This window comes from Ruegeria sp. G2, assembly GCF_056533505.1.
Genome location: NZ_JBQFON010000001.1, coordinates 29381 through 42115 on the forward strand (window position 1 = coordinate 29381; position 12735 = coordinate 42115).

A 12735-nucleotide genomic window follows, 5' to 3' on the forward strand; every position below is an offset into this window, starting at 1 on the left:
TTGAGATGTTCACCCGATTTTTAACTTCGGTGGCTGTATTGGGCCTGACAGCCGGTATGGCGGCTGCCGAATACAAGCTTACGATTTTGCACACCAATGACTTTCACTCGCGCATTGAACCGATCAACAAGTACGACAGTGCTTGTGGTGATGAAGACAATGCCGAGGGTAAGTGCTTTGGCGGCTCGGCACGTCTAGTGACCGCGGTGGAAGAGGCGCGTGGACGGGCCGAAAACTCGATTCTCGTGGACGGAGGTGACCAGTTTCAGGGCTCTTTGTTCTATACCTACTACAAGGGCAAAGTCGCCGCTGAGTTCATGAACAAACTGGGCTATAACGCGATGACCGTAGGCAACCACGAGTTTGACGATGGCCCCGAAGTGTTACGTGGCTTCGTCGATTCGGTTGATTTCCCGGTTCTGATGTCAAATGCCGATATAGCGGACGAAGAACTTCTGACCGACAAGATCAAGAAATCCACCGTGATTGAGGTGGGCGGTGAGATGATCGGCCTGATTGGTTTGACGCCGGAAGACACACATGACCTGGCGTCGCCGGGACCGAATATCACCTTCTCGGATCCAGTGCCTGCGGTTCAGGATGAAGTGGACAGATTGACCGCAGAGGGCGTGAACAAGATCATCGTCCTCAGCCATTCGGGTTATGGGGTGGATCAGCGCGTGGCGCAGGAAACCACTGGTGTCGACGTGATTGTAGGCGGTCATTCGAATACCTACTTGTCGAACACGTCCGATAAAGCAGCGGGACCGTATCCGACCGTAGTGAACGGGGTGCAGATCGTGCAGGCGTATGCCTATGGCAAATTCCTGGGCGAACTCAATGTGACATTCGACGATGACGGCAATGTCGTTGCGGCTGTTGGTGAGCCGCTGATCATGGACAATTCCGTGACCGAGGACCCGAGTTCGCTGGACCGCATCGCTGAGCTGGCCGTTCCGCTCGAAGAGATTCGTATAAAAGTTGTGGCCGAGGCTGCAGACGCGATTGAAGGCGATCGGTCGGTCTGCCGCGTACAGGAATGCGCGATGGGCAATCTTGTTGCGGATGCGATGTTGGCGCGGGTCGCGGATCAGGGCGTCCAGCTTGCGATTGCAAACTCGGGCGGGCTGCGAGCCTCAATCGACCCAGGCGAGGTGACCATGGGCGAGGTGCTGACGGTTCTGCCGTTCCAGAACACGCTCTCGACCTTTGAGATCAGCGGCCAGGGTGTCATCGATGCGCTTGAGAATGGCGTGAGCCAGGTTGAAGAGGTCAAAGGTCGCTTCCCGCAGGTGGCGGGCATGACCTTTACCTGGGATCCATCGGTCGCACCAAATGAAGGCCGGATTGTCGAGGTCATGGTCGCCAACGGCGACGGCTTTGCGCCTATCGATCCGGCGGCGACATATCTGGTTGTCACAAACAACTATGTCCGCAACGGTGGTGACGGGTACAGCGTATTCTCGGGCGATGACAAGAACGCTTATGACTTTGGCCCCGATTTGGCGGATGTAACGGCCGAATACCTTGCCGAAAACGCCCCATACCAGCCCTATCTGGACGGTCGTATCAAACAAAAGTAAGGCTAGCACAACAAACGGAGAGGCCGCCCATTACAGGCGGCCTTTTTTTGGTTCAGTCGAACTTGTACTCAGGCCAAAGCGCTTGGTCGAAGCCGACTAACATAGGTTGAATGTGGTATGTGACATCACGCCAGCCGCCTATGGAACGGGTCGAGATTCTCTGGCGTACCTGATCGACACTGGCAGTGCGCACTTGCTGTGTATTTCTTTCAGGGTGCATCATCTGTTCGTCCCATCCGATGCCGCAAAACGCTGTAATGTTCTTGCTATGAGTTTCGGGATCGGCGACCAGATCTTCGTAAGATACCGACAGGATACGGTCCCCGAAGATGTTGTTCCAGTGCGCCATATAGCGCCTGTACAGGTTGGCCGAATGCGCAATTGCCTTTAGATCAGACGCATAGCGCAGCCCCGGTTCAGGAAAACGCCTGATCCATTTGGACAGGCCAACATCCCGCGGATCGCGGATCATGTTGATAACCCGGGCTTCAGGGAAAGCCGCTAATAAAAATCCAACCCGCTGATAATTGTGAGGCATCTTGTCGACAAATGCAGTTGTACCCTTGGGGGTCGGTGGCATTAGTCTGCGAAATTCCTGTGCAAAGTCTGCGGCGGCTTTCGCGTCAAAAGGCGTATTCGAATCCAGATAGGAATTTGAGAGATCAGCCCCCAGCATAAGCTCTCCGCAGCCAACAACACCGGGTAGGGAACTCAACATCATTTCCATCAATGTCGTGCCCGACCGGGGCTGCCCCACCACAAAAATCGGTCTTGGCTCGCCGTCAGGCATCGAACCAATTGAAGACATATCATCGGTGAACAGGCTGCAAATTTCGCTTTGCTTTTTCTCTTCAATTGCGAAGTCATACGGGTTCGTCGCATGTTGTGCCGCATTGGCGCGCGCGAACAGAGGCAACGCCACATGCAACCCCTTGCGTGCCAAAGTCACGTTTGCCTTTGCAAAGCCAAGCAATGAATCGTCGTGATCGCTTTGTGAAATCGCGGTTTCAATGGTGTCGGCAAGTTCCTCTGCTTGCTTTTCATCCGCTACCATGGACATTTGGTATAGCGCCGCAGCTGAAACAGGATTTGCCGCAAGAACAGAGAGCAAAATCTGCCTTGACCCGTCCTTGTCGCCGGCCTGATGCAGGTTCACTGCTTTTCGAATGGCGATGTCTTCTTTTTCAGGTGCTATCTCAAAGGCGCGTGAAATATCTTCGGTGCTTTGTTGCGTAAAGCCGATCTGCCCATAGGCCCGGGCACGCGATGATAGCAGATCAGCGTTATCAGGATCAGTCGCTAATTTTTGCGTGGCATGATCGATGATCAAGCGCCAGCTATGCCCTTTGAGGTGGATTTCGTCGATGACGCGAACCAGCTCATTGCTGTTGGGGAAACGCGCCAGCTTTTGTTCGGCATACGCAAGCGCGCGCGGGATTTGACCTGTTTGCATCAGCGCATTTGCCAGATTTTCAACAAATTGCACATCGTCTGGCTTCATGCGCGATGCTTCGGCGAAATGGGGAATGGCTTGCTTGTACCGCTTCATCTCGGTCAGCACAAAACCAGCAATGGCTTGATAATCTGAATCCTTGGGGAATTTCTTGATGCCCAGTTGCGCCTTTTTCAGTGCCTGAGGCAGCTTTCCCGCCTCAAGATCACTTAGTGCTTTGCTTTTGAGAGAGTTCGGGGTCTGTTGTGCCATTCGAGCGCAGGTCCCATGAATGAAATCTATTTAGTAAGTTCATTACCCAAGCGCACGCGTATTGCAATGGCTCATCAATGCGGCGTTCCGGTGTCACTGATGCCCGCTTGCTTTTCTTCTGCCGATAGGCGCGATAGACCGTTGGCATGACATTGAAATTCTCTAGTCTGGCACAGCTTTACAGCCACAAGTTTGATACCATCATCGACGTGCGCAGCCCGGCCGAGTTCGCCGAAGATCACATGCCCGGCGCCATCAACTTGCCTGTTTTGAACAATGAAGAGCGTGCACAGGTTGGCACCATGTATGTCCAGCAAAGCCCGTTTCTGGCCCGCAAGTTGGGTGCGGCACTGGTGTTTCGCAATGCAGCGGGTCACATTGAGAACCGACTTAGCCACCATGAGGGAGACTGGAAACCCTTGGTCTATTGCTGGCGTGGTGGTCAGCGATCCGGGTCCTTCGGCTGGATGCTGCAACAGATTGGCTGGCGTGCTGAGGTGGTTGAAGGCGGATACCGATCCTACCGCCGGATGGTGAAGCAATATCTTTATGATGATGCGCTGCCCTATCGGTTGGTCGCGCTGGACGGATACACCGGGACTGCCAAAACTGACCTGCTGGCGCACCTGCGGACGCTAGGTGTTCAGGTGGTTGATCTGGAAGGGTTGGCCAATCACCGAGGATCATTGTTGGGCGAAATGCCCGGCGGCCAACCCAGTCAGAAAGCGTTTGAATCTGCTTTGACCGCAGCTCTGGTTGAATTGGACGAGGCGCGGCCCATCGTGGTTGAGGCGGAATCGTCGAAAATCGGAAACCTGATCTTGCCACCCAGCCTGTGGTCTGCCCTGTGTTCGGCACTCCGAATTCAGATCAATGCGCCGATCGAAGCGCGCACGGCGTATCTGGTTTCGGCCTATGACGACATCTTGTCAGATAGAGAAAGGCTACGAGACCGATTGTCACCGCTGCGGCTTCATCGTGGCCATGATGTTGTCGATGGTTGGTTGGATTTGATTGACGCGGGGGATAAAAGGGCTCTGACTCAGGCACTGATGGAGCAGCACTATGATCCGGCTTACGCCAAATCCCGCAAAGCACAACACGCTGAGGTAATCGCCCAGATTGTTGCCCCGTCACTTGATGGCAAGGGGTTGTCAGGGACAGCGGAACAGATCGAAAGGATACTTGATCAGTTGTGAACGCGCAGGCCCGGTGTTGTGTTCAGGTGGCCGATCAGAGCAGCAGGATAGCCGACGGCCTGCAGTTGGGCACATAGATGTTCAGCCTCCTCGGATGCAACGGCTGCCAACAGACCTCCGGCTGTTTGGGGGTCGAACAACAGGCAAGCTTTGCCTCCGGTTGGAAGTTCAGGGGTTATGGAGCGGTTATCGGCGTAAATTGTGGATCGGATGCCCTGATCACTTAGTTCAACTGCACCTGTCATAACCGAGATCTGCGCCAGAGACAGGGTCGCGCCACATCCCGAAGCCTCACACATGCCCTGCAGGTGACCTGCCAGTCCGAATCCTGTGACATCGGTCATCGCGTGGGCGCTTCTTAAGATGTGGGATGCCTCGCCTTGCGGCTGTATCATGTGCTCTAAAGCGGATACGACCCAATCTCCTTTTGCTTGCCCGGCCATTTCAGCGGCCATCAACACACCGCTGCCCAGTGGCTTTGTTAGGATCAAGGCATCACCGGATTTCGCACCGCCTAGCGTGATGGGTTCGGCTTCGCAAAGACCTGTCAACGTGAAGCCAATGGTCAATTCATCACCCATCGAACTGTGCCCGCCGACAATTTCAGCACCGGCCTGATGCATGACGGTGCTGGCAACCTGCATGATCTCGGCCATTGTACGTTGTTGGAGTTCAGCGGACATGCGGGGCAGGATGATTGTGGCCGTCGCGGCCTGTGGCTGTGCGCCCATCGCCCATATATCACCAAGCGCGTGAACGGCGGCAATCCGGGTCATCAAGGTCGGATCATTGGTGAAGCTGCGCAAATGATCCGAAGTTATGACCTGTCGTACAGCATCGGTCTTCAGCAATGCCGCGTCGTCGCCGGGCAGCTGAGTGATGTCAGGCTTTTCAAGCCGCGGCAGTTCGGCCAGCGCGGTTTGCAGCGCTCTTCGACCGATTTTGGCACCGCATCCACCGCACATCGGCTTTTCTCCCAGTGCCTCTTGCATCCCAGCAGTGTGATACCGAGGCAGAGGGGGGGCGGGCATTTGGGGCAGTTCACGAAATCTGTTCATGAAACGCTGATCGATGCGGTTCTTCCACTTCCACATGAGCGGTCCGCTGAACGAGGTTCCCAATCGTTCGGCCAGCGCAGATTTTTGGCCGAGCGAGATGAGCTTCAGGTAATCCTTTTGAGGGGCATATCGCCTCATCTTCCCGGCACCGAGTGCCGCGCGCAGATTGTCATACAAGATCGGTGCCTCTCGCACCGCGTATACCCCGGCTTTGGGGCGCGGGTTATCTGAGAGGTGCGCACAATCACCGGCGGCAAAGATCGTAGGATCGCTGGATTGCAGGAATGCGTTCACCTGGATGAAGCCGTCTTGAAGCGCGAGGCCGCTGTTGGAAATCCAATCATATGGCCGTGCGCCTGCCGCTCCGGTGATGAATTCGGCAGCGACCTGATGACCGTCTGACAGATCAATTCGCCCCTTTGAAATTTGTTGAATGGAAGCGTGCTCAAGAACCTCGATCCCTAGTTGCTTCATGGCCTGACGGATGGTTGCTGAGGCTTTTAGAACTGTTGCGGAGAGGGCGGTTGCGTTATCGATCAAAGTGACCTTTGCCGAGCGCCCCTTGGCGCGCAGGGCATGGGCCATTGCCATGACCAATTCAGCACCGGCAACACCGCCACCGATCACCGCGACCGAGGCGGGGCCGGGCTCTGAAATATACTCCTCCCATTGTGCGGCGAAGCGGCCAAGGGGTTTGGCGGGGACGGCATGGTCAGAAAACCCAGGCAAGGCAGGCATATCTGACGTGATACCCACGTTGACCGAGGCGACATCAAACTCCACCGGCGCGCGTCCGGGAACATGGATTTGACGTCTGTCCGGATCGATCCCCTCAACTGTGCCCAATATTACCCGAGCCCCTGCATAGCGGGTGAGGCGGACCAGATCGATATCAAGTTCCCAACGCTGATAATGGCCAGCAACAAAGCCTGGCAACATTCCCGAATAGGGCGCGGTCGGGCCGGGATTGATCACCGTAACACGTGCGCCCGGCAACGGGTTCATCCCCCATTTGCGTAGCAGTAGCGCATGGGCGTGACCCCCGCCAATCAGAACCAGATCGCGGGTCAGGGGCAGCGGTGGTGTGTGCATTGTAACTAGTTCGCGCTGTGGTCCGGGACGTCTTCAACCTGCTCAACGGCGTGGGTGGCCCAAAGCTCATCCTCGCCCGCATCAGGCAAATCACTGGGCTTTTCATGTCGATGAATGTGCCATTTGGCAATGAACAGGGCCGTGATCGGTGCCGTCAGGAAAAGGAACAGCGTAATCAACAGCTCATGCAGTGAAAGTTTGCCCTCAAGCAGTACTGAATGTGCGATCGAAGCCAGGAGTACACCTCCCACACCCAGCGTTGTCGCTTTGGTTGGTGCGTGCAATCGCGACATCGGGTCTTTCAGCTTAATCATGCCAAACGAGCCGACAAAGCCGAATATGCCCGAGACGATCAGGAAGAAGGCAATGAGCAGTTCGAAGATGAATGTCATGCCGCCCTCACTCGATGATGTTGCCGCGCAGCATGAAGCGCGCGTAGGCCACGGTCGAGACAAAGCCCAGCATGGCGATGATCATCGCGGCCTCAAAGAAAATCTCGGTTTCGATGCTCAGCCCATACAGTATCAGCAATGCGATGGTGTTGATTACCATTGTATCCAGCGCCAGTACACGGGTGCCCACGCCATCTGCAGTGATGATCCGCCAAAGGCACATCATGATCGCCGCTCCGAAACAGGCGAATGCAAAATATATCGCATATTCGATCATTCGAAAATCTCCTTAAGGCGGCGCTCGTAGCGGCTTTTGATCTGGTCGCGCACTTCCTCGGGGTTCGGCGCATCCAAGCAGTGTACCAGCAGATTGTGCCCTTGTGCAGACAGATCACAGCTAACGGTACCGGGTGTCATGGTGATAGTTCCAGCAAGCACTGTGATCGCTTCGGGCGTGCGCAGTTCGAGGGGAACGCAGACAAATCCGGGTTGGCGGTCGGCATCCCGTTTGAACAGGATGATCCTGGCGACAGTAATGTTTGCGATCACGATATCCCACAGCACGACCAGCATATATTCCACGACCATTGGCCAATTGCGCAGCTTGGGACGGTCAGGCCAATAGGGTTGCGTGATGAACGGAATAATGATCCCCAGCAACAAGCCGAACACAAGCGAATTCAGCGACGGCGAATTCGCCAGTAAAATCCAGACAAGCGTCAGCAAAACGGTCAAATGAGGGTGGGGGAAAATCCGGTGCAGCAGCTTTATCATTCTTCCCTCCCTAACACGGCAGAGATGTAGTTGTCGGGTGTAAACAACTGTTCTGCGGTTTTACTGGTGTACTGCAGTGCCGGGCCAGCAAATAGTGTGAGCAGTACCAGACCAAGAACCGCGCCAAAGACTGAGGTAAACGCAAGGGCTGCGTGCGGTTCAGGCGCAATTGCGGTGGCAACTGATTCTTCTTCGGAATCTGGTTCAGTTGGCGGGATTGCCTGTACGTCGTGGCACTTCCAGAAAATGAGTGTGCCGGCACGGGCCAATCCGACAATGGTCACGAATGATCCGATCAAGATCACAGCCCAGACCGCATTGGCATCCGGTGCCCCGCGCGAGGCGTCAAGAACAAGCAATTTACCGATGAAGCCGGATAGTGGGGGCATGCCTGCCATCGCAATGGCACCAACAAAGAAGAGGGCCGAGATCAGCCCGGTTTGCGGCATCGGTTTAGTCGGCGTGATGGCACCTCCACGACGTTCCATCACCATATCCGCCACCAGGAACAGCAAAGCGGTCGCCAGTGTCGAATGGAAGACGTAATATAGGGCTGCCGCCGTTGCGACCTCGCTGAATAGTGAGATAGCGATGAGCAATGTTCCCATCGAAGTAATGGCGCAGAAGGCAACCATCCGTGCGATATGCTGTGAGCCCAGAATGCCTACGGCACCAACCGCCAAGGTGACCAATGCTGCAGGTTGCAACCACGCACCAACCAGGCCTTCGGTTGCGGCAACGTCCGGCCCGAAGACCAGAGTATACACCCGCAGGATAGAGTAGGCACCGACCTTTGTCATGATTGCAAACAGGGCGGCCACAGGTAGAGGCGCATTGGCATAACTTGCAGGAAGCCAGAAATGCAGCGGCAGCACGGCAGCCTTGATACAGAACACCAACAGCAGCAGAACGGCCCCAACCCGTAGCAGGGCGGTATCCTCGGGTGGAATTTCTGCGACCCGAACAGCAAGATCAGCCATGTTGAGCGTGCCGGTGACGGCGTAGATAGTTCCAAGCGCAAACAGGAAAAGGGTTGAACCCAGCAGGTTGTAGGTGACGTATTGCACCCCTGCCTTCAGCCGGACCGCTCCGCCTCCGTGTGTCATGAGCCCGTACGAAGCGATCAGAAGGACCTCGAAAAACACAAATAGGTTAAAGGCGTCCCCTGTCAGAAAGGCCCCGCAAACACCCATGAGCTGGAAATGGAAAAGGGCGTGGAAATGCTTGCCCCTATCATCCCACCCGGATCCGATGGCGTAAAGAACGATGGGCAGGGCCAGCAACGCAGTAAGCAGCACCATCATGGCCGACATCCGGTCCAATACCAGCACGATGCCGAATGGCGCAGGCCAATCGCCCAGCTCATAGACCTGGATTTCCCCGGTTGTGGCTTGCGCTGTGATGGTCAGTGCGATCCCCAGCAGCCCGACTACCCCCGCGACCGAGAATATGCGTTGCAAATCCAGATGATATCGCAGGACCATGATGATGAACGGGGCCAGGATCGCGGGCAGGACGATCGGCGCAACGATCCAGTGGTTCATGCGTCTTCTCCCGGTGCATCCACGCTGTCGCTCGCACTCATGTCAATATGGTCATCCTTCGAGGACAGATAGGCAGACAGGGCGATCATCACGATCACCGCGGTCATACCGAACGAGATCACGATTGCCGTCAGAACCAGCGCTTGCGGCAGCGGATCGGTATAGGGCACATCTTCGTATTTGTTCAGAACGGCCGGGGCGTCCAGCGCCAAACGTCCTGTGGCGAACAGGAATACGTTCACGGCATAGGTGATCAGAGACAGGCCCAGAATAACCGGGAAGGTTCGGCGGCGCAGGATCAGGAAAATCCCGGCGGCGGTCATCACACCTACGGCAGAGGCTACGAGCGCTTCCATCAGGCCTGCTCCTTCTCATTTTCATCTTCCGGAGGATTGTCTCGCAACGGATTGATATCCATCGGGAATTCCTGCGCCATGCCCGGCTGCCAGGCGAACCGCGACAGGCTGTCGAGCGCCAGCATCACCGCCCCCAATACGGCGAGGAACACTCCGGTATCGAACAGAATTGCAGTGGCCCATTCGAACTCTTCCAGAGGTGGCCAGTGGATATAACCGAAATCACTTGTCAGGAACGGGCGCTCATTAAACCACGCGCCTAAACCGGTGGCGGCGGCAATCAGGACACCCCAGCCGATCGTGCCGTGGTAGTAGAACCGTTGCCGTTCGATGGCCCATGTGTATCCGCTGGCCATGTATTGCATCAGATATGCGATGGCGACGATGAGGCCTGCGATAAAGCCACCTCCGGGCTGGTTATGGCCACGGAAGAAGATGTAGGCACCAACCATCAAGGCAATTGGCATCATTACCCGTGTGGCGACAACCATCATCAGCGGATGCGAGTCACCTGACTGCGGCCAGTGCGGTTTGCGGTTCAGCAAATAGCCGCGCACGTTGGTGCTCAGAACCGCTTCGGTCAGGGCAAAGATGATCAGGGCGGCAATACCCAGCACGATGATCTCGCCAAACGTATCAAATCCCCGGAAGTCGACGAGGATTACGTTCACCACATTGGTGCCGCCACCGCCTTTGTAGGAATTCGCAAGATGGAAATCTGAAATCGTCGGAAAGGCGAAATCCCGCATCATCAGCGCGTAGATCAACGCGCCCGAGCCGATCCCGGCCACAACCGAAATCGCTGCATCGCGCCAGCGCCGTGCGGCGCTGCTGTCCCAAGGCGTTTCGGTGGGCAGGAAGTTCAGCGATAGCAACAACAGGATCATGGTTACAACTTCAACTGAGATCTGCGTCAGTGCCAGATCGGGGGCCGAGAGATAGTTGAACGCCATGGATACGATCAGACCGACAACCCCAATCAACACCAGCGAGAGCAGGCGGTTGCGGTGAAACCACATGATCGCAAGTGTCGCCGCGACAAGGCAAATCCAACCGATGATGGGAATGATCTGGGCCGGGAGCGGCACCCTGGTTTCTAAGCCTATCGTGCCAGTTGCAAAGGCGTAGTAACCGATGCCGACCGTGAAGGCGATCAGGATGATGGCATAGCGGCTGATCACGCCGTTGTGCAGCTCATCCGTGATCCACTGGCTAAGGCGGGTCAACGCGTTGATGACTGCTTCGAAGATCACCTTGGCCTCGGGGCGGGGCAGGGCATTCCAGATCTGCTCACCCCTGCGATGCAGGGACAGCAGGAACAAACCACCCAGTGTTGCTACCGCTGACATGTAAAGCGCGGGCGTGAAACCATGCCACAGTTTCAGCGAATAATAGGGCAGCTTCTCACCACCAATCACGGCGCTGGAGACAACCGCGACCAGAGGGCCGACGATCGCCGCGGAATAGAGGCCAATAAGGACCACCAAAACCACAAGGAACGCAGGCGCCAGCCACAACCCGATAGGGGGGTCATGCGGGTGAGCTGGATAATCTTTGCGTTCAGCACCCAGGAAAACATGCGCGACAAAGCGGAAGGAATAAGCGGCAGAGAACAGCGCGGCCAATAGCGCCAAACCGGGAACCAGATAATGCGAGTTCAGCCAGGTTGTATGCACCGTCTCTTCCAGCATCATCTCTTTCGACAAGAAACCATTCAGCGGAGGCAGGCCAGCCATCGATAGCGCAGCAATGGTTCCAATGGTGAAGGTGATCGGCATCAGGTGACGCAATCCACCTAGGCGCTTGATGTCACGTGTGCCGGTTTCGTGGTCAATGATACCAGCGGTCATGAACAGAGCGGCCTTGAATGTAGCGTGGTTGATGATGTGGAAGATCGCTGCCACAGCCGCGATCTTGGTGCCAAAACCCAGCAGCATGGTCACCAATCCAAGGTGTGAGACTGTCGAAAACGCAAGCAGTGCCTTGAGATCGTCCTTGAACAGCGCAATCACTGCACCCAGAAGCATGGTGATCAGCCCGGTGGTGGCGACGATGTAGAACCACGCATCCGTCCCAGCCAGAACCGGCCACATCCGGGCCATCAAGAACAGACCGGCTTTTACCATCGTGGCAGAGTGCAGATAGGCTGAAACTGGTGTCGGTGCAGCCATGGCGTGCGGTAGCCAGAAATGAAACGGGAATTGTGCCGACTTGGTGAAACAGCCCAGCAGTATCAGGATCAGCGCGGGCAGGTAGTAGGGCGACGCCTGTATCAGTTCTTTGTTCTGCAGGATGACGCTTAGATCGTAGGAGCCAACGATGTTGCCCAGGATCAGCATCCCGGCGATCATCGCCAGCCCGCCTGAACCGGTGACAGCCAGCGCCATCCGGGCACCTTGCCGCCCTTCGGGCAGATGCCTCCAATAGCCGATCAAAAGGAATGAGCTTAGGGACGTAAGTTCCCAAAAAATAAGAATAAGTAGTATGTTATCAGACAGAACGATACCGACCATCGCGCCCTGAAACAACAGTAGATAGGTATAGAACTGCCCCATCGGATCTTCGCGTGACAGGTAAAACCGCGCATACAGGATTATCAGCAAGCCGATCCCTAAGATCAGCAGCGCGAACAGAAAACCCAGCCCGTCGAGCATGAAATTCGCGTTCAGCCCCAGCCCCGGTATCCAGTCAAATCGCGCAGTCACCACCTCGCCGCGCATGACGCTGGGAATATGGATCAATAGTCCCATCAGGGCGAGGAATGTGGTCAGCCCTGCCGCGGAAGCTGCTGCGTTTCGTCCTGCCCGGATCAAGAGGGCCGGAAAAACAGCTCCGAGGAAGGGAAGGGCCGCGATAAGGAATAGGGACAAGTGCGATACTCCGGTCTGGGCGGTCAAGTTAGTCCTGATTTTGTAGGGAAAAATTCCGAACTGTCCAGAGATTGGGCTGTTTTTTCGCAGAGATTGACCATTGCAAAGATGTTCAGGGGGCGATGACGATATCTTGAACAACGCGCGCGAACTGGGGCGCGA

General features: G+C 55.9%; 10 protein-coding genes. 2 read left to right on the forward strand and 8 right to left on the reverse strand.

From position 1 onward, the window contains the following. Positions 1 to 5: 5 nt before the first annotated feature. Positions 6 to 1583, forward strand: coding sequence for a bifunctional metallophosphatase/5'-nucleotidase (locus ACR0DU_RS00150; RefSeq protein ID WP_480871793.1), 1578 nt, complete (start codon positions 6 to 8; stop codon positions 1581 to 1583). Positions 1584 to 1635: 52 nt separating this feature from the next. Here ACR0DU_RS00150 and ACR0DU_RS00155 read toward each other — a convergent pair whose 3' ends face one another. Further along, entirely contained in the window at positions 1636 to 3288 is a 1653-nt protein-coding gene (locus tag ACR0DU_RS00155) for a tetratricopeptide repeat-containing sulfotransferase family protein (protein WP_170779258.1), read from the reverse strand. A gap of 146 nt (positions 3289 to 3434) precedes the next feature. On the opposite strand from ACR0DU_RS00155, the gene mnmH reads away from it, so the two are divergent. Further along, complete coding sequence (gene mnmH, locus ACR0DU_RS00160; RefSeq protein ID WP_480871794.1) at positions 3435 to 4487, forward strand: tRNA 2-selenouridine(34) synthase MnmH; 1053 nt, start codon at positions 3435 to 3437, stop codon at positions 4485 to 4487. Here mnmH and selD read toward each other — a convergent pair. From selD to ACR0DU_RS00195, 7 genes are read right to left on the reverse strand one after another with little or no spacing between them, the layout of a single operon-like run. Then, the gene (selD, locus tag ACR0DU_RS00165; RefSeq protein ID WP_480871795.1) at positions 4478 to 6637 is read right to left on the reverse strand and encodes a selenide, water dikinase SelD; all 2160 of its coding nucleotides are present in this window, start codon (positions 6635 to 6637) and stop codon (positions 4478 to 4480) included. The two genes, mnmH and selD, sit on opposite strands and share 10 nt — an antisense overlap. 5 nt (positions 6638 to 6642) lie before the next feature. Next, complete coding sequence (locus ACR0DU_RS00170) at positions 6643 to 7029, reverse strand: Na+/H+ antiporter subunit G (RefSeq protein WP_010438925.1); 387 nt, start codon at positions 7027 to 7029, stop codon at positions 6643 to 6645. Positions 7030 to 7036: 7 nt separating this feature from the next. Continuing rightward, the gene (locus tag ACR0DU_RS00175; protein ID WP_010438928.1) at positions 7037 to 7306 is read right to left on the reverse strand and encodes a K+/H+ antiporter subunit F; all 270 of its coding nucleotides are present in this window, start codon (positions 7304 to 7306) and stop codon (positions 7037 to 7039) included. Next, on the reverse strand, positions 7303 to 7800 hold the full coding sequence (locus ACR0DU_RS00180; RefSeq protein ID WP_029621724.1) for a Na+/H+ antiporter subunit E: 498 nt from the start codon (positions 7798 to 7800) through the stop codon (positions 7303 to 7305). Before ACR0DU_RS00180 ends, ACR0DU_RS00175 begins: the two co-directional genes overlap by 4 nt. Beyond that, on the reverse strand, positions 7800 to 9347 hold the full coding sequence (locus ACR0DU_RS00185; RefSeq protein ID WP_480871797.1) for a monovalent cation/H+ antiporter subunit D: 1548 nt from the start codon (positions 9345 to 9347) through the stop codon (positions 7800 to 7802). The genes ACR0DU_RS00180 and ACR0DU_RS00185 overlap by 1 nt, the downstream gene beginning before the upstream one ends. Further along, positions 9344 to 9703: a Na+/H+ antiporter subunit C gene (locus ACR0DU_RS00190; protein ID WP_010438934.1), complete on the reverse strand. Its 360-nt coding sequence runs from the start codon at positions 9701 to 9703 to the stop codon at positions 9344 to 9346. Before ACR0DU_RS00190 ends, ACR0DU_RS00185 begins: the two co-directional genes overlap by 4 nt. Next, complete coding sequence (locus ACR0DU_RS00195; RefSeq protein WP_480871799.1) at positions 9703 to 12573, reverse strand: monovalent cation/H+ antiporter subunit A; 2871 nt, start codon at positions 12571 to 12573, stop codon at positions 9703 to 9705. Before ACR0DU_RS00195 ends, ACR0DU_RS00190 begins: the two co-directional genes overlap by 1 nt. Positions 12574 to 12735 lie beyond the last annotated feature (162 nt).